Source organism: Vibrio neptunius, assembly GCF_000967495.1.
Lineage (GTDB): Bacteria > Pseudomonadota > Gammaproteobacteria > Enterobacterales > Vibrionaceae > Vibrio > Vibrio neptunius.
Genome location: NZ_JXXU01000088.1, coordinates 23,839 through 46,898 on the forward strand (window position 1 = coordinate 23,839; position 23,060 = coordinate 46,898).

Genomic DNA, 23,060 nt, shown 5'->3' on the forward strand with positions numbered 1-23,060 from the left:
CACCTCGGATGTTTTCAGTTTTACGCCAGAAGAAAGAAAAAAGGCCGACTCTCAAGAGCGGCCTTATTGCAGCAGGTCATTTATACGATGGGTTCAAGCTGATCGATAGGCCAACGTGGCGTTGCCTGAACGGATAGATCAGCCAGCTCACCGTTCTTCAAGCGTTGCATACCTGCGTAAGCGATCATCGCACCATTATCAGTACAAAACTCGGTACGAGGGTAATAAACCTCACCACCCACTTTCTTTGCTAGCTGCTCCAAGTCTGAGCGTAAGCGGCGATTAGCACTCACACCACCCGCAATAACAATACGCTTAAAGCCCGTTTGCTCTAGCGCTCGCTTACATTTTATCGTTAATGTAGCACACACCGCTTCTTCAAACGCCAGAGCAATATCAGCACGAGTTTGCTCATCGTCACCATTCGCAGCAATGGTGTTAGCCGTGAATGTTTTCAGCCCAGAAAAACTCATATCTAAGCCCGGTCTATCCGTCATTGGACGAGGAAATTTAAAGCGCCCTAGCGTACCTTTTTCGGCCAACTTAGAAAGCAGTGGGCCGCCTGGGTAATCCAAACCCATCAGCTTAGCTGTTTTATCAAATGCTTCACCAGCGGCATCATCAATCGACTCACCAAGAATCTTATATTCACCAATGCCGTTTACTTCAACCATCATGGAATGCCCACCAGACACCAATACCGCAACGAATGGAAAAGGAGGAGGATTATCTTCCAACATAGGGGCAAGGAGGTGACCTTCCATATGATGGACAGGCACAGCAGGCACACCCCACGCATACGCCAAGCTACGACCGATAGTTGCTCCTACAAGTAACGCCCCAACCAAGCCTGGACCTGCAGTATAAGCAACCCCATCAATATCTTTTGGCGTCAGGTTCGCTTCAGCCATTGCAGCTTTGATTAATGGGATCGTTTTCTTTACATGATCTCGTGAAGCAAGCTCAGGAACCACACCACCATAATCGGCATGGAGCTTAACCTGACTGTATAGCTTATGAGAAAGAAGGCCCTTCTCATCGTCATAAATCGCGATGCCTGTTTCATCACATGAGGTTTCAATACCAATAATGCGCATGGTTTAACCTAGGTGTCTTAATCTCAGATTCAAAATTGACGCAATCTTACCTCGGCTTGGCTTCGCAAACAAATTTTGTATACTGAATAGACGGAAAAGGGCTTTACAAAGCCTATGCGATCGGATTAAAATTCCGCACCATTTTTGATCAAGCTGATTGTAGACCCAGCATTTGAGCTCGGTACTGTGAAGTCAGCATTAACGAATAACCCCTGAGGTGAAAGGCATATGCCAGTAGTTAAAGTACGTGAAAACGAACCGTTCGACGTTGCTCTACGTCGTTTCAAACGCTCTTGCGAAAAAGCAGGTATCCTTTCTGAAGTGCGTCGTCGTGAGCACTACGAAAAGCCAACTACAGTTCGCAAACGCGCTAAAGCAGCGGCTCAAAAGCGTCACGCTAAGAAGCTAGCTCGCGAAAACGCTCGTCGCGTTCGCCTGTACTAATAACTAAGTCCAAAAGGATTATAGTTATGGCTCTGATTGATACTCTCAAAGAAGAGCAAAAATTAGCGATGAAAGCCAAGAACAAGTTGCGTCTTGGTACTATTCGTTTAGCTCTTTCCGCCATTAAACAACGTGAAGTTGACGAACAGATAACTCTGGGCGACGACGATATTCTCGCTGTACTGACGAAAATGGTTAAACAACGTCGTGACTCTGTCGCTCAATTCGAATCAGCAGGTCGTCAAGACCTTGCTGACGCTGAGCAAGCTGAGATTGCTGTACTTGAGGACTTCATGCCCCAACCGCTAACAGATGAAGAAGTGGCTGCACTTGTTGAAAGTGCTATTTCTGATTCAGGTGCTGCGGGCATGCAAGACATGGGTAAAGTAATGGGCGTGCTTAAGCCTCAAATTCAAGGGCGTACAGATATGGGTAAAGTAAGTGGTTTAGTTCGCGCTAAACTTGGTTAATTACCCAACCCAAATTGCAACAAGCCGTGCTATCCTCTGGAACGCACGGCTTGTTTGTATCTAGATTAGTCTTTTCTTTCTTTGTTAGGTTTTATGGCAGGACACATCCCCCGCAGTTTCATTGATGACCTACTAGCTCGACTGGATATCGTCGATATCATTGACGCTCGGGTAAAACTTAAGAAAAAAGGCAAAAACTACGGCGCATGCTGCCCTTTCCACAACGAAAAAACGCCTTCCTTTAGTGTTAGCCAAGAAAAGCAGTTTTATCACTGTTTCGGCTGTGGGGCACACGGCAATGCCATCGACTTCATGATGGAGTACGAACGCCTTGAGTTTCCTGAAGCCATTGAAGAACTCGCTTCCTCTGTTGGTCTTGATGTTCCGAGAGAACAACGTCAAGGTGGACGTTTTCCAGCCAATCAACCTCAAGCAAACACCGAGCAAAAACGTAATCTCTACGATTTAATGGCTGGGATCGCGCAATTCTATCAAAAACAACTCAAACTTTCCGCCAGTAAGGTCGCGATCGATTATCTCAAAGGTCGTGGTTTGTCGGGTGAAATTGTTCAGAAGTTTGGTATTGGCTATGTTGCAGATGAATGGGACCTCATCCGTAAAAACTTTGGCCAGCAGAAACAAGCTCAAGATATGCTTGTTTCAGGTGGTATGCTGATTGAGAATGACAAAGGGAACCGCTATGACCGTTTTCGTGGCCGGGTGATGTTCCCGATCCGCGACCGGCGAGGCCGAGTGATTGGTTTTGGGGGACGAGTCCTCGGGGATGGAACACCAAAATACCTTAACTCACCAGAAACACCGATATTTCATAAGGGTAAAGAGTTATATGGCTTATATGAAGTCATGCAGGCTTACCGTGAACCTCCACAGATATTGGTTGTTGAAGGCTATATGGACGTCGTTGCGCTTGCTCAATATGGTGTTGACTATTCAGTGGCTTCACTGGGTACATCCACCACAGGTGACCATATTCAACTTTTGTTCCGTCAAACCAATACTGTTGTTTGTTGCTACGACGGTGACCGAGCAGGTAAAGAAGCGGCATGGCGAGCACTCGAGAATGCGCTACAATTCCTAAAAACAGGTAACACTCTGAAGTTTTTGTTTCTTCCTGACGGTGAAGATCCCGATAGTTATATTCGAAAGCATGGTAAAGATGCTTTCGAGCAACAAATGAAGCAAGCGATCCCTCTATCACGCTACCTGTTTGAGAACTTGATCGAAATTCATCAGCTCAACTTAGGCAGCAATGAAGGAAAGTCCGCACTGCGTGCACATGCCAGTAACCTGATCAATAAAATCCCAGACCCCTATTTCCAAGAGTTGCTGGAAAAACTTCTTGATGAACGCACTGGGTTTGACAACAGGTTGCGTCAACCACGTAAGAAAGTCAGTGAAACTAAGCCTCAACCGCATAAAGAACTCAAGCGAACTCCCATGCGTGAGGTTATCGCTTTGCTTATTCAGAATCCGAGCTATGCTCAAATGGTACCTGATTTGGCAAGTGTGAGAGACTTACCAGTCCCAGGGATAAGTTTATTCATCGAGGTGCTTGAATATTGTCATCAGCACCCCAATGTAAACACAGGCCAGTTAACTGAACACTGGAGAGATACGAGCCATGAAGCTCTAATGTCTCGTTTAGCCGGATGGGAAATCCCACTCGACGAAGATAATGAACAAGATATATTTTTAGACTCACTGGACAAAATACTTGCTCAGTGTGTCGAAAAACAAATTGAAAATCTGCAGGCCAAAGAAAGAAGTGTCGGTTTATCAACCGAAGAAAGAAGGGAGCTGCTAGCACTAATGCTAGATTTAAAAGCGTAACCCTGTTCGAATAGTCAGCAACAAATTAATTTGTTAATATGTGTGGTTTGCACTCGCATACTAATTCCTTCACCAGATACTAAGTTGGATACCGTCTATGGATCAAAATCCGCAGTCACAGCTAAAACAACTTGTCATTAAAGGCAAGGAACAAGGCTATCTGACCTACGCAGAAGTAAATGACCACCTGCCAGCAGAAATCGTAGATTCCGAGCAGGTCGAAGATATCATTCAGATGATTAACGACATGGGTATTAGAGTAGTAGAAACTGCTCCGGATGCTGATGATCTTGCACTGAACGATGACGATACAATCACCGATGAAGACGCAGCTGAAGCAGCTGCTGCTGCGCTTTCAAGCGTAGAAAATGAAATCGGCCGCACCACTGACCCTGTGCGTATGTACATGCGCGAAATGGGTACCGTAGAACTGCTGACTCGCGAAGGTGAGATCGATATTGCAAAGCGTATTGAAGATGGTATCAACCAAGTTCAAAACGCTGTTGCTGAGTATCCAGGAACTATCCCTTATATTCTTGAGCAGTTTGATAAGGTACAGGCGGAAGAACTTCGCCTAACCGACCTTATCACGGGCTTCGTCGATCCGGACGCAGATGAAACAACGGCACCAACGGCTACGCATATCGGTTCTGAACTTGCAGAAGCAGACCTTGAAGACGAAGATGCCGAGGAAGAAGACGCAGAAGAGTCAGAAGACGATGAAGAAGAGGAAGATACAGGGATCGATCCTGAGCTTGCTCTAGAGAAGTTCACAGCTTTACGTAACACTTTCCAAAACTACCAGCTTGCTTGTAACGAATATGGAAACGAGAGCCCGAAAGCGACACTTGCTCATGAAATGGTCATCGACGTCTTCAAAGAATTCCGTCTAACGCCTAAGCAGTTTGACTACCTTGTTGAAGAGCTGCGCACCTCAATGGAGCGTGTACGTACTCAAGAACGCCTGATCATGAAGGCATCTGTTGAGTATGGCAAGATGCCGAAGAAGTCTTTCATTACTCTTTTCACAGGCAACGAATCAAGCGAAGCGTGGCTGGATGAAATTTTATCTTCCGATAAGCCATATGCAGAAAAGATCCGTCGCAGTGAAGAAGATATTCGTCGTTCGATCTCAAAATTAAAGATCATCGAAGAAGAAACATCACTCACAGTTCAAAACATCAAGGACATCAGCCGTCGTATGTCTATCGGTGAAGCAAAAGCTCGCCGTGCGAAGAAAGAGATGGTTGAAGCAAACTTGCGTCTGGTTATTTCTATCGCGAAGAAATACACCAACCGTGGTCTACAGTTCTTGGACCTGATCCAAGAGGGTAACATCGGCCTAATGAAAGCCGTTGATAAATTTGAGTACAGACGTGGTTACAAGTTCTCGACTTACGCAACTTGGTGGATCCGTCAGGCAATTACTCGTTCGATTGCAGACCAAGCTCGTACTATCCGTATACCAGTGCACATGATCGAGACGATCAACAAGCTCAACCGTATCTCTCGTCAAATGCTTCAGGAGATGGGTCGCGAGCCGTTGCCGGAAGAACTTGCAGAACGCATGCAAATGCCGGAAGACAAAATCCGTAAAGTTCTGAAGATTGCTAAAGAGCCAATCTCAATGGAAACACCAATCGGTGATGACGAAGATTCGCACTTAGGTGATTTCATCGAAGATACAACTCTTGAGCTACCACTAGACTCTGCAACGTCAGGAAGTCTTAAAGTCGCTACTAAAGATGTTCTTGCAGGTTTAACACCTCGTGAAGCGAAAGTACTGCGTATGCGCTTTGGTATCGACATGAACACCGACCACACTCTTGAAGAGGTAGGTAAGCAGTTCGACGTTACTCGCGAGCGTATTCGTCAAATTGAAGCGAAGGCATTGCGTAAGCTACGCCATCCAAGCCGTTCAGAGACTCTACGCAGTTTCTTGGATGAATAACCCATCAATTTGATTAAAAGGCGAGCAAGTGCTCGCCTTTTTTATATCTAAATGATTTAAGTGGATAAAAACTAAGCGCATTTACCCTATTAAGTGTCTAGACAGCCTAATCGGCTTCCCCTATAATTCTTGTCCTAACGGCCCCTTAGCTCAGTGGTTAGAGCAGTCGACTCATAATCGATTGGTCCGCAGTTCAAGTCTGCGAGGGGCCACCACTTTCGTTCGGTAAAGAACAAGAAAGGCCTGAGAGCGATTTCGCTTCTCAGGCCTTTTGCTTTTCTCACGACCGTATAGCAAAACCAAAACAGGTTTATGCTACTAGAATCAAGATTCCTATTTTGAACAACCTAACTTTAACCCAGTAACAGTTAACGCGTTCTAGTGGAGAGGCTGGTTAAAGAGGTAAATGGATCCCTCTTCGTTCAGTGCGCGCCTGTCTACTCTGATAAGCGTCATAGTGTGTGATCTCCATTTGGCTACAAAAACCATAAAAACATCACATGACGATGAGCGTCCCCTTCAGCATGATATTGTTTTCGTTGAGTGGCTGGGCGTTAAACAAACGCCTAGATACTCAGTTTTATGTTCCCTCGGATACCAAATACCCAAGCACTATCTACCTGAGAGTTGAAAGGAAGGCGACTAAGATATTGAGCATTGGGGGCTATCGATACAGGGCCAAAATTCATTTGATAATAAAGTTCAGAGTTGAACGTATCATCAAACGGAGCATTAGGTTGTGCCCAACCGACCGACAAACCAAGTGTTCCGGGGCCTAGCCCGAGATAGCCAGTTCCAGCAACAACAGAGGACTTATAGAGGGCTTCTGGCCCTTTTGCGACTCCGGCTCTAAAGAAAGGCACCCAACTGCCCATTTTGTAAATGGTCGACCAATTAGCCCCATAGTTCTCACTGGACTGCTCCTTAGGCCCGTCACTATGCCAAATCGTCAAGTGAGAGTTCTGCATATAAAATGCATCTTTACTAGGCACCCACCCAATTTCCAGCGACTTAAAATATTGGTTGTCGCGAAAAAAGTTTTCAACCCCATCAAACGGCTCGGTAGAGTCTGCTTTCGCATCAGAGAAGCTTAAATAGCCATAAAAGTTTTCAGACATCATGTGCCGAACAGAAACCCCGAATGTCGATTCATCAGGAATAGCAATAGAACCTGACCCCGTACTAAACTGGATGTTAGAAAAACCGGAATAGGGATTGCCAAGCGCGTAAGTGTCAATGTAGTCCGTACTGTCTAAAAAGCCGGCCATCATTTCTGTATCTTGTGCATTAAATTCATGCTTCCAATATAGATTAGTTAGCCTTGAACCAATATCACTAAAAGCAGGCTGTATTAAACCAAAACCACCGATATTCCCCATAACAAACTGAGACGGAGCATCTTCGGTATAATCATGTTTATGGTCGACCCTCAACCTTAATGAACCTGTATCTAGGTCAGTTTCATCTTGATAAGCCAACCAATCAATGGTTACCCTAGCGATACCAGCGGCCGCAGTACCCTCTTTTCCTGAAAGAGTTTCACTGGAAGTTAACCCAAATGCGTAATAGTCACCCGTCACACTCACTGTTTGTTGTTCAGAAGAATATACTTCACTGGCAGTCATTAATGCAGTTGCGGCTACAAGGGTCATCAGAAACTGCGATTTTGATAATAAATGTTCACTCATTTCAATAGCTTCCTATGCTAGCTACTGAGTTGTACGACTTAGCTCAACCGTATTGTTTGAATAAAAAGGAGGACCGTTTTGCATGTGTGCAAAAGGAGAGAACATTACAATCTCGAGACGCGCATAAGTCCCTTAATTAATACTTATTAATCATTCAGATTCATTAAAGTTTAATCGTGTCCGTGATACGAGCAGGCCAGTGTCCTATAAGAATTTACGAGAGCATATAGTCGATGAAGGCCTCAGGCAGGTCCAATTGTCACATCACTGTTGATTGAACTATAGGAAGTAAAAAAGCCTGATGATAAAACACATCAGGCTATTTATTTGCTCGTCTTAACTAGTTTTAGAAACCTTTGGTTTTTTTGATCAGGTCATAGGCACTTTGGATTTCTTGTGCCTTCTCTTTGGCTACATTCATCATTTCTGGCGGAAGACCTTTAGCCATCAGTTTATCTGGATGATGTTCATTCATCAGTTTACGGTATGCACGTTTAAGTGTTTTCGTATCGGCATTGCTGTCAACACCTAAAAGCTTGTACGCATCACTAAGCTGATCGGCAGTAGTGGCTTGCTGCCCTCGTCCGTATTGATGAGAGTGACCATTATTTGAATGTCCTCCAAAACCGCCTTGCTGAAAGCGGAATGCCGCTTCCTGCATGCGTAAGCGCTGCTCAAGTTGATCGGAAGAGAAACCCAACCCTTTCGCTACTTTATGTAGAACGCTGCGTTCACTAGGGTGAATATCTCCATCTGCGAACGCTGCCGATATCTGCAATTCTAAGAAGAACTGCATCAGATCAAATCGCTCCCCAGCTGAAATTCGAACTCTCTCTAACACAGTTTCCAACGGAAAGTCGGCTTCTTTACCCTCACGAAATGCATTTTGTGCTGCTCGTCGCAGCTCACCATGCAAATTCATCCGTTCCATCATGGTGGTCGCTAACTGAATTTCTTCACGGGTAACTTGCCCTTTAGCTTTCGCTACATGCCCCATCACGGCGAAACCAGCTTTAAAAAATTCTTCTTGACGTTCAGTTTGGCTGGGGCCACCACCGAAGCCAGGGTTGAAACCAGCTTGGCGCAATCTGCGTGCTTTATCGAACTGATGACCTAAAAAAAGGCCGAATATCGCACCAAACGGTCCTCCCATTAGGAAACCAAAAAAAGTGCCAAGTATTTTGCCGAAAATATGCATTATGTGTTCTCAATCTCTGAATTTTTTCTTCATAAAGCGGTCTGATAGTGCCGTAAGCTATAAATTCCTTTATTATAGGGACCGTTTTATTTTACATTCGGTCACCTACTTCACCGGATATATCAAGTTAAACAGGATAGTAAAACTCGATGTCACGTTTTCCTCGCACCTTGTTAGCCACTTCAATTAGTGCCGCTTTTCTTATGCCTCAGGCTCAGGCTGAAGACATCCCTCTGGACACGTCACAAGAAATGCCGTTCATTGGCGAATGCCAAACATTAGACCTTATTGATCAATGCTTGGTCAATGAAGAGGAGCCTGAAAACGCAAAACAACTGCCAATTAACGTTGAAGCCGACAGCTTAGAAGCGATCAATGGTGATAAATCGACCTACAGTGGTAACGTAACCGTTGTACAAGGCAAAAAACGCATGAAAGCGGACAATGTCACTCTTCATCAACAAGATAATATTGTCGTCGCTGAGGGTAACGTGACATTCAGCGATGGCGAGTTAAAAACGATCTCAGACAAAGCCGTAAATCATCTGAATACTGAACAAGTGACATTAGAGAATACCAACTATAAATTCTTGTGTGAGCCTGGTCGCGGTGAAGCTGTCTATGTATCCAAAACAGGCAAAGCTGTCTATGAGATAGAGGATGGCACGATCACTTCTTGTCCAGAAGGTGACAAATCTTGGCGAATGAAGGCTTCGAGCATCGATATCGATCAAAACGAAGAGGAAGCCACCTTCTATAACCCTCGGTTTGAAATACTAAACGTCCCTGTTTTTTACCTACCATTTCTGACCGTCCCCATTGGTGATACGCGTAAAACTGGTTTCTTATATCCAACCGTTTCCTACGGTTCTAGTGATGGCTTTGAAATGCAGGTGCCGATTTACTGGAACTTGGCACCAAACTACGACTTAGAGACCACTCTAAAGTATATGCAGGAGCGAGGCACCCAGCTCAACAGCGAATTTAGATACCTCTCAGACCTCGGCTATAGTACGCTCAAATCTGAGTATTTACCTGATGATCAAAAGTACCCAGAGCAAGGTGACCGTTGGGGATTTCAGTGGCAACACAGCGGTATTTTCCAAGAGAATTGGAAATTTGAAATTGATTACTCGAAAGTCAGTGATATTAGCTATTTTTCCAATATTGACTCAAGCCTAGGCAATCAATCCGATGGTCAGCTTCTACAAGAAGCCAGAGCTACTTATCGTTCTTTAACATGGGATGCCGCCGTTTTAACTAGAGATTTTCAAGTATTAACCACCAGCAGTAACACGCCATACCGACTGTTACCTCAAGTCGAGTTTAACTATTATTCTCCGGAGTTAATGCGCTATCTCGATTTCGATGTGATCAGCCATGTGTCTCAATTTGATACTGATGACCCCGCTAAACCGTCTGCAACGCGAGTGCATGTTGAGCCTGGTATAAAAATACCTGTTGGCACTACTTGGGGAACTTGGACCACAGAAGCTCGAGTTTTAGGGACCTACTATCAGCAAGATTTAGGGGGACTCAACCTGAGTGATTTTAGTAGCCAAGGCTACAACTTAAAAGAGTCAACCTCACGAGTCATTCCAGAGTTTCGGACCCATGCAGGTGTCGTTTTAGAGAGAGATACCGTTCTGTTCGATAGCTACACTCAAACATTGGAACCTCAGATCCAATATTTGTATGTGCCTGAAGAAGATCAAAGTGAAATTTATCTCTATGATACGACGCTCCTTCAAACCGATTACTATGGTTTGTTCCGCAGCCGTAAGTACAGTGGCGTAGACAGAATTGCCGCAGCTAACCAGTTTAGTTATGGCGCTTCCACTCGCTTTTTTGATGAACAATATAAAGAACGCCTGAATATCTCATTCGGACAAATCTTCTACTTGGACAAAGATACTAAAAATTCCAATATCTCCAATCAAGATAACAAATCCGATTACTCTGCATGGGCGGTCGAAATGGACTTCAACTATGACGACTACCTCTTCTATCATGGTGGTATCCAATATGATATCGACACCAGTGAAGTTCAGCTCGGTAATAGCACACTTGAGTATCGATTCTCCGGAGGATTCATTCAAGGTAACTATCGCTACGTTACACGTAGTTATCTTGACAGTACCGTAGGAGACAGCCTGCCTCTAGATAGCCTAACCAAAGATGGCATTTCTCAGGCAGGCTTAATTGCGGGTTACCAGCTAACCAGAAAGTGGTATGCAAGTGCCCAATATTTCTACGACCTAACAACCGAAGAAGATTTGGAATGGCTAACCAACCTAAGTTACAGATCAGATTGCTGGTATATTGGCTTCTCGTACAGTAATCAACTGCGCAGTGGTTTACTGTCTGATCCCGTACAGCCTATATATGAAAACAACTTCAGCTTTAATTTCGGTATTATTGGATTCGGCACTTCTATCGGCTCTGACTCCGGCGTGACAGGATCTGATACGGCTAATAGCTCTTTAGGTTACGGTCGCCCGTTCTTCTTAAACAACTAATTTGAAAGCCTGTGGTCTAAATTCGCAGGCTCATTCTTTTAACAGGAAATTTATGAAACTTTGGAAGCAAACCATATTTGGGCTAATTGCAGCCAGCCAGTTTTCTTTTGTACAAGCAGAGCCTGTCGAACTGGACAAAGTCGCGGTGATTGTAAATGGCGGCGTAGTATTGCAAAGTGATATAGAGACTTCTCTCAAAACTATTCGCGCGAATGCTAAACAAAACCAACAATCGCTACCTGCTGACGCGACTCTGCGTGAACAAGTCACAGAAAAGCTAATAGTAGATACCATCCAGCAGCAGGAAGCGCAACGTATTGGCGTTCTTATCGATGACAACCGCCTAAATGAAGCGATCGAAGAAATTGCAGAGAACAACAATCAGACGCTTGAGCAACTCACTAATTCTATAGCAAAAGAAGGATTGAGCTACGCGCAGTTCCGTGAACAGGTGCGCAAAGAAATTGCTGCTAGTGAAGCTCGAAACGCATTAGTTCGCCGTCGAATTAACATTTTGCCAGCTGAAGTTGATAACCTAGCAAACATGTTGGCTAAAGAAACCAACGCAACAGTGCAATACAAAATTGGCCATATCCAACTTCGTGTGAATGATGGTGATGATAAGGCAGCAATTGAAGAGAAAGCCAATCAAATCGTCAAGGAGCTTAATCAAGGTGCTGATTTCAGCACTTTGGCATATACCTATTCAAAAGGTCCAAAAGCACTACAAGGTGGTGATTGGGGCTGGATGCGCAAAGAAGAAATGCCTACTATCTTTGCAGACCAAATCAACCTAGAGAACAAAGGCAGTGTTATCGGTCCATTTCGCAGCGGTGTCGGTTTCCACATTCTAAAAATCGAGGATGTGAAAGGCCTAGAAACCGTTGCTGTAACAGAGATCAATGCACGACATATTCTGATTAAACCTACAGTAATCCTCAGCGATGAAGGGGTGCAAAAAGAGTTACGCGATATCACGCGCCGTATTCAGTTGGGCGAAGCAACTTTTGGTGAAATGGCTCAGCAATATAGCCAAGACCCGGGCTCAGCAGCACAACAAGGTGAATTGGGTTTCCAAACTTCAGACCTCTACGTTCCTGAATTCAAACATCAAATTGACACTCTTCCCGTTGGCCAAATAAGCGAACCATTTAAAACCGTGCATGGTTGGCATATTGTCGAAGTGATGGAACGCCGTGAGGTTGACCGCACAGATTCAGCGCTCAAGAATAAAGCCTATCGCATTATCTTTAATCGTAAATTTAATGAAGAAGCTAGTGCTTGGCTGCAAGAAATCAGGGCAAGTGCTTTCGTAGAAGTCGTCAAGGAAGGACAAGATGACAATTAAGCGTATTGTGGTCACCGCAGGGGAGCCCGCAGGAATCGGACCTGATTTAGTTTTAGCCCTTTCGAAACAAAGCTGGCCGCATCAAATAGTGGTCAGTGCCGATAAGGATTTGCTTGAGCAACGCGCTAAACAACTCGATATCAACGTACAACTTATTGATTATGATGCTGAGGCGCTTCCTATCCCTCAGCAAGCAGGCTCGTTGATTATCGATCATATTGCGCTTAATGTTCCTGCGATTTCGGGTCAGCTCGATGAGAAAAATGGCCACTATGTATTAGAAACACTAGAAAGAGCCGCTTTGGGCTGTATGAATGGTGAGTTTGATGCTATTGTCACTGGTCCTGTACACAAAGGCGTAATTAATCGAGCTGGCGTCGCGTTTAGTGGCCATACTGAGTTCTTTGCTGATAAATCAAACACACCACTGGTGGTGATGATGCTGGCCACAGAGGGACTCAGAGTTGCCTTGGTGACAACTCATATTCCATTGGCTTACGTTTCTAAAGCGGTAACCGAAGATAGACTGAAGAAAATAGTACGTATTCTCCATCAGGATTTGGTTGAGAAGTTTGCTATTTCATCACCTAAAATATACGTCTGTGGATTGAATCCACATGCAGGAGAGGATGGCTGTCTGGGTAGAGAAGAGATTGACACCATCACACCAACGTTGAACAAGCTGCGCCAGGAAGACGGTATTGACCTTGTCGGTCCATTACCTGCTGATACGATTTTTAACGAAAAGTATCTGAACGAGGCGGATGCCGTACTAGGCATGTACCACGATCAGGTTCTTCCGGTGCTAAAATACAAAGGTTTCGGACGTTCAGTGAACATTACTCTGGGCCTCCCATTTATCAGGACATCCGTGGATCACGGTACGGCATTAGACCTTGCAGGGACAGGTGATGCAGACACAGGAAGTTTTACAACGGCACTCGCTCATGCTATTGAGCTTGTCGACAAGAAAACCAGTTAACTTGAGAACACTATGAGAAATGATGTCCATTTAGGACACAAAGCACGTAAGCGCTTTGGTCAAAACTTCTTGAACGACCCATACATTATTGATGGGATTGTCTCTGCCATCAATCCTAAGCCAGGTCAAAACTTGGTTGAGATCGGTCCTGGTCTAGGCGCGATTACTGAGCCTGTAGGTCGAGAAGTCGATAAGTTTACTGTCATTGAACTTGACCGAGATCTCGCGGAACGTTTAAGGACTCATCCTGAACTTTCAGATAAACTGACCATTCATGAAGGCGACGCCATGCGTTTTGACTTCACACAATTGGTTAAGCCTAACAATAGATTACGCATCTTTGGCAATCTACCATACAACATCTCTACACCTTTGATGTTTCACCTCTTTGAATACCATAAAGATATTCAAGACATGCACTTTATGCTGCAAAAAGAGGTGGTGAATCGTTTAGCCGCAGGTCCTGGCACTAAGGCTTACGGCCGTCTAACGGTAATGGCGCAATACTACTGTAAAGTGGTTCCGGTGCTAGAAGTGCCCCCAACAGCATTCGTTCCACCACCAAAAGTTGATTCAGCCGTTGTTCGCCTCGTCCCATATGAGACTCTGCCATACCCAGCGACCAGCCTGAATTGGTTAGATCGCGTTTGTCGTGAAGGCTTCAACCAAAGACGCAAAACCGTTCGCAACTGTTTTAAGTCTCTGGTCGATGCTGAAACGCTGGAGCAGTTGGGTATTAACCCTGGTATGCGTCCTGAGAATCTGACTTTGGAACAGTTCGTTGATTTAGCTAACTGGTTAGACGCAAATCACAAATAATCTTCATATAATTAGAGTTGTAACCTGTTGGTCTACAACTCTAATTTTTTGACTTGCACGCAGGAGTCTACATGGAAGCTAACCCTTGTATTAAAGTTCAAGTTCATACCAAATACATTTCGGAACAATCTCAACCCGATTCCAAGCGCTACGTCTTTGCCTATATCATAACTATTAAAAATTTAAGCAATCAAACCGTTAAGCTCATCAGTCGTCGATGGTTAATCACAGATGCCAATGGCAAACAAATGACAGTTGAGGGCGATGGTGTCGTAGGTCAGCAGCCTTTTATTCCAGGTAGTGATGAGTATACCTACAGCAGTGGTACCGCTCTAGAAACTCCCGTTGGCGTCATGCAAGGTCAATACATTCTTCTTGATGAGAAAGGCCGAGAGTTTATCACCGAAATTGAGCCGTTTAGACTTGCTCTACCTAATATTCTCAACTGATATCATTTAGGAATTTTTGTGTCCAATTATATTGTTGGTGATATTCAAGGCTGCTTTGATGAGCTGCAACTACTCCTTAAACAAGCTAGTTTCAAACCTCAATCTGATACACTCTGGGTTGCAGGTGATCTGGTTGCACGAGGGCCAAAATCGTTAGAAACACTTCGCTTTATCAAAGATTTAGGCCAAGCAGCTAAAGTGGTTTTAGGTAATCATGACCTGCACTTACTCGCCGTCTCAATAGGTGTACACAAAGTTAAGAGCAAGGATAAGACCGCTCCTATCTTTAATGCTGACGACAAACAAGAGCTACTCAATTGGCTTCGTCAGCAACCCCTTCTCGCGGAGCACGATGAGTTCATTATGTGCCATGCAGGCATTTCACCGCAATGGTCGCTTGATGTCGCTAGAAACAGTGCCAGAGAAGTCGAAGCCATTTTACAGAGTAAAGAATGGCATTGGCTGATCAAAAACATGTACGATAATCAGCCAGATTATTGGTATGATAAACTCAAGGGCATTGAGCGCTACCGATATATCATTAACGCCTTCACAAGAATGCGCTTCTGCTTTTCCGATGGAAGGCTAGATATGGCCTGTAAGCGGCCACCAAAAGATGTCCAAGATAGTCATTTAACGCCATGGTTTAAACTTAACAATCGTATTCCGCTGAATAAGATAGTGTTGTTCGGCCATTGGGCAGCCTTGGAAGGCTATACTGGCAAAGATGTCATTGGATTAGATACAGGTTGTGTGTGGGGTGGTAGCCTGACGATGTTGAGATGGGAAGATAAAACGTTTTTTACCCAAGATGCGCTAGAAAGCTAGAGAGCCAACAACACTCCGCGACTCCCAGCTCACAAACCGTTAGCGAATCTGCTAGCACTGTCGTTCTAAAACAACAAATCGCATATCGTACGCATTTTTTTCATCTGCTACGTAGTTTTCAGAATGGGTTTCTTCAAACATATCTTCCCAATACGGAAATTGGGTATCGCCTTCTATTTGGGCGTCTATATAAGTCACGTAGAGCTTGTCAGCTTGAGGAAGGCAGGCTTTGTAAATCGCACCACCACCGATGATCATCACTTCGTCTACATCACCAGCAGCCTCTAAAGCATGATCAATAGTGATCACTGTTGTGACGCCCTCGATTGCTAAGTTGACATCACGGCTGACCACAATGTTATGACGACCTGGAAGTGGGCGCCCAATCGACTCGTACGTCTTACGCCCCATAATAACAGGCTTGCCCATAGTACAACGTTTGAACCAAGCAAAATCTGCTGGCAGATGCCACGGCATTTGATTGTCTTTACCAATTACACGATCTTTTGCCATGGCGGCGATCATACTGATGATCATTGCTGATGCTCCTTTAAACGTATCAGACTATCGATTTCCGGCGATAGAATAGCAACCCAGGCATGGCTAAGCCAACCGCTAATCCCGCAATTATAAACATTGCTTTGAGGAAGTTTTCCGCTAACATGGCCACCAACTCATGGCTGTATCCTCTATGATTGAGCTCCACTAAGGCTATCATTGCCTTAAAAGCAAATACACCTGGGACCATAGGAATCAACGCGGCTACCGTAAACACTTTAGGATGAGCGAGAAAGCGATGAGACCAATGGATACCAATAATACTAACCAACATCGCGGCAAAAAAAGTAGCCCATTCGATAGTGATGCCAAAATGCATCATCAAGTAGCGTGAACCATGCCCAATTGCTCCGCCGATTGCACAATAAACCAAGGCTTTTTGAGGCACATTAAAAACTAAAGCAAAGCCCACAGCAGGAATAGCGGCAAACAGCATGTCGTTGAGCAAAGCAACCAATAAATCAAACCACATCACAACACCCACCCCCAGACACCAACTAAGCTCATGGCCGCGACGATACCAAGGCAGGTTGCTAAAGTGAGCAGGCTTGCCATCACAAAGCGAGCAATGCCCATATTGATATAGCCTTTGAGCATATCCGCGACAGCATTAATTAGCGGGAACCCTGGCACCAACATCAGTACCGAAGAGGCCATAACCAAAAACGGCGAATTACCTAACCCATAAATTACCGCTTGCGCTGACACAACGGTTGTAACAAACGCTGTCGCGGCAAAGTTCATCAAGGGGTTAAAGTGGCGATGGCCGATTTCCTGCCTGACTATCATCCCGATCGAAGAAGCGATAAATGTCATAGCAAAGACAACCCAATCTCCACCCGCTAGTCGGCTAAATGCAGCACAAGATAAGCCTATCATCACTACGACTAGCCAACGGTTGTAACGTTCGGGATTAATTCTTTCCAGCTTATGCTGAGCCAAGGCATGGTCTATGATGCCTCTTTCAAGCATGATACAAATCCGTTGTATCTGAGTGATGACCCTCATATTGATTCCACGATCAGGGCTGCGGCGTGCAGTGGTAATACAGTGCTCCTGATACACAGTCGTCACTACTAACGAACTGGCAGATAAAGAAACTTCCACCTCATCCATACCACTCGCAAGTCCAATACGTCGGGTAATATCCCCTACCAATGTGCTCTCTGCTCCGTGAGCAAGCAGCATTTGCCCTGCTTGAGCGATAAGGCGAGAAACACTGCGTTGTTTTGAAACCATAAATCAATCCTACTCCTTTAGAAGCCTGTTATTGTGGCGAATCACGCCGACAATTGATTTGATTTAAATACAAAAAAGCCGCAATGCTTTAAACATTGCGGCTTTCAATCAACTCAACGATTATTCGCGGACATAAACGACATGCCCATCGTCTTCTTCATCGTCCCAATCATCCCAGTCATCGTCGTCTTCAGTAATGACGTCTTTGCCTGACATTGCGTCTTTATGGTAATCATCCCACATGAAGTCAACTTTCTCTTCTTCAGAGATCTCTTCTTCTTCACGAGGTAGATTCTCCATAAAGTCAGCCAACTTGTAACAAAGCTCTTTGGTTCCTTGCTTATTCACCGCAGAGATCTTGTAGTAATCCTCTTCCCAACCTAGAGCGTCGAGAATGTTTTGGATCACTTCGTTCGCTTCTTCTTCAGGCATCAAGTCAACTTTGTTGAAGATAAGCCAACGCGGCTTATCTGCTAGCTTCTCACTGTACTGCTCAAGCTCATCAATGATGGTTAACGCATTTTGCACAGGATCACTTTGATCAATCGGCATGATGTCGATCATATGCAGTAGAACTCGACAGCGCTCTAAATGCTTCAAGAATCGAATACCAAGACCAGCACCATCAGCAGCGCCTTCAATCAATCCAGGAATATCAGCGACAACAAAGCTCTTTTCAGGTACGACACTAACTACACCTAAGCTAGGGATCAAAGTCGTAAATGGATAGTCAGCCACTTTTGGCTTAGCGGCTGACACCGAGCGAATAAATGTTGATTTACCTGCATTTGGTAAACCAAGCATACCCACATCAGCAAGCAACAATAGCTCTAAGCGAACTTCACGGATCTCGCCTTTAGTGCCCAAGGTTTTTTGACGTGGTGCGCGGTTGACCGACGACTTAAAACGCGTATTACCTAAACCGTGCCAGCCACCTTTTGCGACCATGATTTTTTTGCCATGCTCTGCGACTTCCGCCACGATTTCATTAGTGTGAACATCCACAGCACGAGTTCCGACAGGTACACGCAGCACCTTATCTTTCCCTCGTTTACCTGTACAATTACCACCGCGCCCATTTTCTCCGCGCTCCGCTTCGTAGAAGCGCTGAAAACGATAGTCAATCAGGGTATTAAGGTTTTCATCAGCTTGGATATAGACGTCGCCACCATCACCACCATCACCACCATCTGGGCCACCTTTCGCAACGAATTTCTCTCTCCAGAAACTCACTACACCGTTGCCGCCATCTCCGGCTTGAACTTTAACTACCGCTTCATCAACGAATTTCATCTCTTACTCCGCCCAATTACTACTTATCGTAGTTGCGTTGCAAATATCATCTCACTGCCCCTGTTTCAGGATGTGAATGATATAAATTCTAGCAGATCCCAATTTCAGATCGATCACCTAAAATCCCAGATCGTTCTGCCACTCAGGAACATATAATGAGGGACTTTTTACAAAGTGCCTTAGTATCGATTCCAGCTTGCTGCAAATAAAAAACCCCGCCGAATCGGCAGGGCTTTTGAATTCAGCTAGAAGCCTAAATTCTTAATCTCAGTGAGAATTACTCAGCTTCGATGCTTACGAATTTACGGTTCTTAGGACCTTTCACTTCGAACTTCACTTTACCTTCAGTAAGAGCGAATAGAGTGTGGTCTTTACCGATACCAACGTTAGTACCAGCGTGGAACTTTGTACCACGTTGACGAACAATGATGTTACCTGCAAGAACAGACTCACCACCGAAACGCTTAACACCTAGACGTTTGCTTTCTGAATCGCGGCCGTTACGAGTAGAACCACCAGCTTTTTTGTGTGCCATTGTTAAACTCTCCTAATAAATTAAGCGTTGATACCAGTGATCTTCACTTCAGTGAACCACTGACGGTGACCCTGTTGCTTACGAGAGTGCTTACGACGACGGAACTTAACGACTTTAACTTTGTCGCCACGACCGTGTTGTACAACTTCAGCAACTACTTTGCCGCCCTCTACTAGAGGAGCGCCAACTTGAACGTCTTCGCCGTTAGCAACAAGAAGAACTTTATCGAATTCTACAGTTGCACCAGTTTCTACGTCTAATTTCTCTAAACGAAGTGTTTGACCTTCGCTTACACGGTGTTGTTTACCACCAGATTGGAAAACAGCGTACATATCTTACTCCGCTTTTTCCGCACAGCCTTATGCTTGTTTATTGAGCATCATGGGTGTGCGCTAAACTAATCATCAATAGGGCGCAGATTCTACAGAAGAGATGTCCCTATGACAAGCCATATTTTGAAAAAATTGGCGAAAAGCTAATCGCCAGATAAAAGTGCCGCAATCATGCCCTTTAGCCATGTATTTATCAACGTTTTTTAGTGTATTATTCAGCAATAAAGTCAGATAAGAAGACCTTACTAGTTCTAACTTCAGCCGGATTTACAATGGATTTTAAAGCTATCCAAGCTCTAACTGCCGACGACATGGCAAAAGTGAATGAAACGATTCACGCTCAACTCAACTCTGACGTATCTTTAATCAACCAATTAGGTTTTTACATCGTTAGTGGTGGTGGTAAACGTATACGTCCTCTTTTAGCCGTATTATCTGCTCGTGCTCTGGGTTATCAGGGCCAAGCACATACGACAGCGGCTGCGTTTATTGAGTTTATTCATACTGCAACATTACTTCATGACGATGTGGTTGATGAGTCACATATGCGCAGGGGCAAAGCTACAGCCAACGCCGCTTTCGGGAATGCTGCCAGCGTTTTGGTTGGTGATTTTATTTACACACGCTCTTTTCAGATGATGACAGAGCTAGGATCAATGAAGATCCTCAAACTAATGAGTGATTCAGTCAACGTTATCGCCGAAGGCGAAGTCCAACAGCTCATGAACTGCAATGATCCAGATACGACTGAAGAAAGTTACATGCAGGTTATTTACTCAAAAACGGCTCGATTGTTTGAAGCAGCAACACAAATAGGGGCTATTCTCAATGAAGCCCCTGCTGATATGGAACTTGCCTTACAGAATTACGGCAAGTACCTAGGGACGGCTTTCCAACTGATTGATGACGTGATGGATTATACCTCTGACGGTGAAGACATGGGTAAAAATGTCGGTGATGACTTAGCTGAAGGTAAACCTACCCTACCGCTACTTTACGCAATGCTTCACGGTTCGCCAGAACAAACCAGCATGATTCGTGAAGCCATTGAGAAGTCGAACGGTATGGAGAAACTTTCAGCCATCATGGAAGCGATGGAACAAACGGGCGCTCTGAAATATACCCGCGAAAAAGCTTATCAAGAAGCGGACAAGGCTATAGCAGAACTGAAGTTACTGCCAGAGTCTCAGTATAAAGAAGCGCTCGTCGCATTAGCCCACATGGCAGTTCACCGGACTAAATAATCGTTTAAAACAAGTTAACGGGAACCCTTGGTTCCCGTTTATTCCAGTGCAGCAAGTCGAAGGTCTATTGGCTCTACTATTACTAACGTTGAGCGAAGTCTTGTGCCGCGCTTTATCAGCAATAAGCCTTTACATACCTATTTCAACCTAGCAGTAGATCACCAACACGGGCAAACATTACCTATGTTTTGCGACCAATCGTTTGATTCGTTCGAGTAAGCTTCCACTGTTACACCTGAAATTAGTAGTTAGCTACCATTTACTCTTTGATCATGAAAGCGTCATAGCTCATTCATAAATCTCTCATTCTTCTGACCTCAAATTGCAATCAAACCGACCTAACCTCGGTTTGCCAATCGTAGAACCGAGGACAGTATGGAAGTTTCGAGCCCTTTTCGTTTACCACGTAAAACACCTTTTGGTTTAGGAGAAAACTTAGCCGAGTGGGCCACTGGTCTGCAAAAGCTTGATCGGTATTACGCACTGCGGCCAACTGACTGTGACAGCAAAGCTTTTCTGCGATTTACTCTAGAGATACTTGGTATTGATTATCAGGTAATTAAAGGCTCTTTGACGCATATTCCTACCCAAGGAGCAACAGTGGTCGTGGCCAATCATCCTCTTGGCTGCGTAGAAGGGGTGATCCTGGCAGAGCTGCTGCTGCATGTCAGAGACGATGTACAGATATTGGCAAACCAGTATTTAAAAACTGTCCCTGAACTCGATAAGCTGTTTATCGGTGTCGACGTATTTGAAGGCCAAAACGCCCACAAAGCGAACCTCAAAGCGCTTCGACAGGCTCACCAACATTTAGATCAAGGTGGGCTATTACTCCTTTTCCCCGCAGGAGAAGTCTCTCAACTGGTTGATCGGAAGACTCAACGTATTGAAGATAAAGAATGGAGCCGCTCGGTGAGCAGCTTAGTACGTAAGGCCAGAGCGAGTACCATACCAATGTTTATCGATGGTCAAAACTCCAAGCGCTTCTATATGGCTGGTAAAGTCCACCCACTACTTAGAACCTTAATGCTTGGCCGCGAACTACTCAATAAAAACCAGCGGCCAATCAATATATCCATCGGTTCGGCAATCAAATTTAAAGAAGTGAACGGCCTAACAGACGCGCAAATTGTCAACTACCTTCGCCTTAATACCTACTTATTACAAAACAAAACCTTAAGTGCTGAAAACACTGAAGAGTTGGAGTCCAACCCTTTACCTATCGCACATGCTTTACCCGTTCAAGATCTTAAAATGGACCTTACCAAGCTGCCTGCTGAGCATCACTTATTGACCAGTGGTGAGTTTGATGTCTATTGCACCGACGCCGAACATATTCCTTCATTACTGCATGAAATAGGCAGGCTGAGAGAGAATAACTTTCGCAAAGTAGGTGAAGGCACAGGCCTCGCTTTAGATATCGACGACTTTGATCGTTACTACAAGCATTTGTTTATCTGGGACAGGGATAATCAATGCCTAGTTGGCGCCTATCGCCTTGGATTAGTCGATGAGCTTATGCAGCACAAGGGACTGTCCGGGCTCTATTCGAGAACTCTTTTCCATTATGGCGAAGACTTTCTCAACACCATGGGCAAATCGATTGAAATGGGTCGATCGGTGATTGATGAACGGTATCAAAAAAGTATGGGCGCTCTGCTCTTGCTCTGGAAAGGGATCGCCACTTTCGTCCACCGCAACCCAAGCTATACGCATTTGTTTGGCCCTGTCAGTATCAGTAACGACTACAGTGAGCAAGCGAGGCAACTGCTTGCGGATACCATGACTCTCCATCATTACGACTCAGAGAAAGCCGAATACGTGACACCATCGAACCCTCTGCCAGTTCAACCTAAAAACTGGAATACTAGCATGCTGACCGCGTTGGGCGATCTCCAGCTGCTGTCGCGAGTAATTGCACGCATTGATGACGGAAAAGGGGTTCCCGTATTGTTGCGTCAATACTTAGGTCTTAATGGTAAGTTAGTGTCATTCAATATCGATCCATCTTTTAACAATGCATTGGATGGATTGATCATGGTTGATCTTCAACAAGTGCCCGTCAAAACATTAGCCCGCTATATGGGTACCTCTCAAGCCCAACAGTACCTAGCGCATCACACCCCTTAACTTGATTGAACAACAACGAAAATGCTGCGTGACTTACGCAGCACTTTTGCTATCCAGAGAATTCACTTGATTTAAAATAAATCTC

General features: G+C 44.8%; 21 protein-coding genes and 1 tRNA gene. 13 read left to right on the forward strand and 9 right to left on the reverse strand.

Annotation, left to right across the window (positions count from 1 at the left end):
* Positions 1 to 80: 80 nt before the first annotated feature.
* Positions 81 to 1,097 carry a tRNA (adenosine(37)-N6)-threonylcarbamoyltransferase complex transferase subunit TsaD gene (tsaD, locus tag TW84_RS22260; RefSeq protein ID WP_045977800.1) on the reverse strand — a complete coding sequence of 339 codons (1,017 nt, stop codon included), beginning with the start codon at positions 1,095 to 1,097 and terminating at the stop codon, positions 81 to 83.
* Positions 1,098 to 1,325: 228 nt separating this feature from the next.
* Here tsaD and rpsU point away from each other — a divergent pair, with 228 nt between their 5' ends.
* The 5 genes from rpsU (at position 1,326) to TW84_RS22285 (ending at position 6,028) form a co-directional block, all read left to right on the forward strand.
* Positions 1,326 to 1,541 (forward strand): 30S ribosomal protein S21, encoded by a 216-nt coding sequence (gene rpsU / locus TW84_RS22265; protein WP_001145625.1) that lies wholly within the window; start codon positions 1,326 to 1,328, stop codon positions 1,539 to 1,541.
* A gap of 26 nt (positions 1,542 to 1,567) precedes the next feature.
* Positions 1,568 to 2,011 carry a GatB/YqeY domain-containing protein gene (locus TW84_RS22270; RefSeq protein ID WP_045977801.1) on the forward strand — a complete coding sequence of 148 codons (444 nt, stop codon included), beginning with the start codon at positions 1,568 to 1,570 and terminating at the stop codon, positions 2,009 to 2,011.
* A gap of 93 nt (positions 2,012 to 2,104) precedes the next feature.
* Positions 2,105 to 3,862, forward strand: a complete 1,758-nt coding sequence (dnaG, locus tag TW84_RS22275; protein WP_045977802.1) for a DNA primase — start codon at positions 2,105 to 2,107, stop codon at positions 3,860 to 3,862.
* A 97-nt stretch (positions 3,863 to 3,959) separates the two neighbouring features.
* Positions 3,960 to 5,813, forward strand: coding sequence for an RNA polymerase sigma factor RpoD (rpoD, locus tag TW84_RS22280; protein ID WP_045977803.1), 1,854 nt, complete (start codon positions 3,960 to 3,962; stop codon positions 5,811 to 5,813).
* Positions 5,814 to 5,952: 139 nt separating this feature from the next.
* Positions 5,953 to 6,028, forward strand: a tRNA-Ile gene (locus tag TW84_RS22285).
* Positions 6,029 to 6,379: 351 nt separating this feature from the next.
* Here TW84_RS22285 and TW84_RS22290 read toward each other — a convergent pair.
* Both TW84_RS22290 and djlA read right to left on the reverse strand, forming a co-directional pair.
* Entirely contained in the window at positions 6,380 to 7,501 is a 1,122-nt protein-coding gene (locus TW84_RS22290) for a carbohydrate porin (RefSeq protein WP_045977804.1), read from the reverse strand.
* Between the two features lie 346 nt (positions 7,502 to 7,847).
* Positions 7,848 to 8,699 carry a co-chaperone DjlA gene (gene djlA / locus TW84_RS22295; RefSeq protein ID WP_045977805.1) on the reverse strand — a complete coding sequence of 284 codons (852 nt, stop codon included), beginning with the start codon at positions 8,697 to 8,699 and terminating at the stop codon, positions 7,848 to 7,850.
* Positions 8,700 to 8,848: 149 nt separating this feature from the next.
* On the opposite strand from djlA, the gene lptD reads away from it, so the two are divergent.
* The 6 genes from lptD (at position 8,849) to apaH (ending at position 15,644) form a co-directional block, all read left to right on the forward strand.
* Positions 8,849 to 11,218: an LPS assembly protein LptD gene (gene lptD / locus TW84_RS22300; protein ID WP_045977806.1), complete on the forward strand. Its 2,370-nt coding sequence runs from the start codon at positions 8,849 to 8,851 to the stop codon at positions 11,216 to 11,218.
* A gap of 52 nt (positions 11,219 to 11,270) precedes the next feature.
* Positions 11,271 to 12,566: a peptidylprolyl isomerase SurA gene (gene surA / locus TW84_RS22305; RefSeq protein WP_045977807.1), complete on the forward strand. Its 1,296-nt coding sequence runs from the start codon at positions 11,271 to 11,273 to the stop codon at positions 12,564 to 12,566.
* Positions 12,556 to 13,548, forward strand: coding sequence for a 4-hydroxythreonine-4-phosphate dehydrogenase PdxA (pdxA, locus tag TW84_RS22310; RefSeq protein ID WP_045977808.1), 993 nt, complete (start codon positions 12,556 to 12,558; stop codon positions 13,546 to 13,548). The genes surA and pdxA overlap by 11 nt, the downstream gene beginning before the upstream one ends.
* Before the next feature lie 12 nt (positions 13,549 to 13,560).
* The gene (gene rsmA / locus TW84_RS22315) at positions 13,561 to 14,367 is read left to right on the forward strand and encodes a 16S rRNA (adenine(1518)-N(6)/adenine(1519)-N(6))-dimethyltransferase RsmA (RefSeq protein WP_045977809.1); all 807 of its coding nucleotides are present in this window, start codon (positions 13,561 to 13,563) and stop codon (positions 14,365 to 14,367) included.
* A gap of 71 nt (positions 14,368 to 14,438) precedes the next feature.
* Positions 14,439 to 14,816: a Co2+/Mg2+ efflux protein ApaG gene (gene apaG / locus TW84_RS22320; RefSeq protein ID WP_045977810.1), complete on the forward strand. Its 378-nt coding sequence runs from the start codon at positions 14,439 to 14,441 to the stop codon at positions 14,814 to 14,816.
* A gap of 18 nt (positions 14,817 to 14,834) precedes the next feature.
* Positions 14,835 to 15,644: a bis(5'-nucleosyl)-tetraphosphatase (symmetrical) ApaH gene (gene apaH, locus TW84_RS22325; RefSeq protein ID WP_045977811.1), complete on the forward strand. Its 810-nt coding sequence runs from the start codon at positions 14,835 to 14,837 to the stop codon at positions 15,642 to 15,644.
* 51 nt (positions 15,645 to 15,695) lie between these two features.
* On the opposite strand, the gene folA is transcribed toward apaH, so the two are convergent.
* From folA to rplU, 6 genes are all read right to left on the reverse strand, one after another.
* Positions 15,696 to 16,181: a type 3 dihydrofolate reductase gene (gene folA / locus TW84_RS22330; protein WP_045977812.1), complete on the reverse strand. Its 486-nt coding sequence runs from the start codon at positions 16,179 to 16,181 to the stop codon at positions 15,696 to 15,698.
* Positions 16,182 to 16,203: 22 nt separating this feature from the next.
* The gene (locus tag TW84_RS22335; protein WP_045977813.1) at positions 16,204 to 16,674 is read right to left on the reverse strand and encodes a threonine/serine exporter family protein; all 471 of its coding nucleotides are present in this window, start codon (positions 16,672 to 16,674) and stop codon (positions 16,204 to 16,206) included.
* On the reverse strand, positions 16,674 to 17,441 hold the full coding sequence (locus TW84_RS22340; protein WP_045977814.1) for a threonine/serine exporter family protein: 768 nt from the start codon (positions 17,439 to 17,441) through the stop codon (positions 16,674 to 16,676). The genes TW84_RS22335 and TW84_RS22340 overlap by 1 nt, the downstream gene beginning before the upstream one ends.
* Positions 17,442 to 17,561: 120 nt before the next feature.
* Positions 17,562 to 18,734 carry an Obg family GTPase CgtA gene (gene cgtA, locus TW84_RS22345; RefSeq protein WP_045977815.1) on the reverse strand — a complete coding sequence of 391 codons (1,173 nt, stop codon included), beginning with the start codon at positions 18,732 to 18,734 and terminating at the stop codon, positions 17,562 to 17,564.
* A 277-nt stretch (positions 18,735 to 19,011) separates the two neighbouring features.
* The gene (rpmA, locus tag TW84_RS22350; RefSeq protein WP_004409945.1) at positions 19,012 to 19,269 is read right to left on the reverse strand and encodes a 50S ribosomal protein L27; all 258 of its coding nucleotides are present in this window, start codon (positions 19,267 to 19,269) and stop codon (positions 19,012 to 19,014) included.
* Positions 19,270 to 19,289: 20 nt separating this feature from the next.
* The gene (gene rplU / locus TW84_RS22355) at positions 19,290 to 19,601 is read right to left on the reverse strand and encodes a 50S ribosomal protein L21 (RefSeq protein WP_006958203.1); all 312 of its coding nucleotides are present in this window, start codon (positions 19,599 to 19,601) and stop codon (positions 19,290 to 19,292) included.
* Positions 19,602 to 19,873: 272 nt separating this feature from the next.
* Here rplU and ispB point away from each other — a divergent pair, with 272 nt between their 5' ends.
* Both ispB and TW84_RS22365 read left to right on the forward strand, forming a co-directional pair.
* Positions 19,874 to 20,845 (forward strand): octaprenyl diphosphate synthase, encoded by a 972-nt coding sequence (gene ispB / locus TW84_RS22360; protein WP_045977816.1) that lies wholly within the window; start codon positions 19,874 to 19,876, stop codon positions 20,843 to 20,845.
* 375 nt (positions 20,846 to 21,220) lie between these two features.
* Positions 21,221 to 22,975, forward strand: coding sequence for a lysophospholipid acyltransferase family protein (locus tag TW84_RS22365; RefSeq protein WP_045977817.1), 1,755 nt, complete (start codon positions 21,221 to 21,223; stop codon positions 22,973 to 22,975).
* The last annotated feature ends 85 nt before the right edge of the window (positions 22,976 to 23,060 follow it).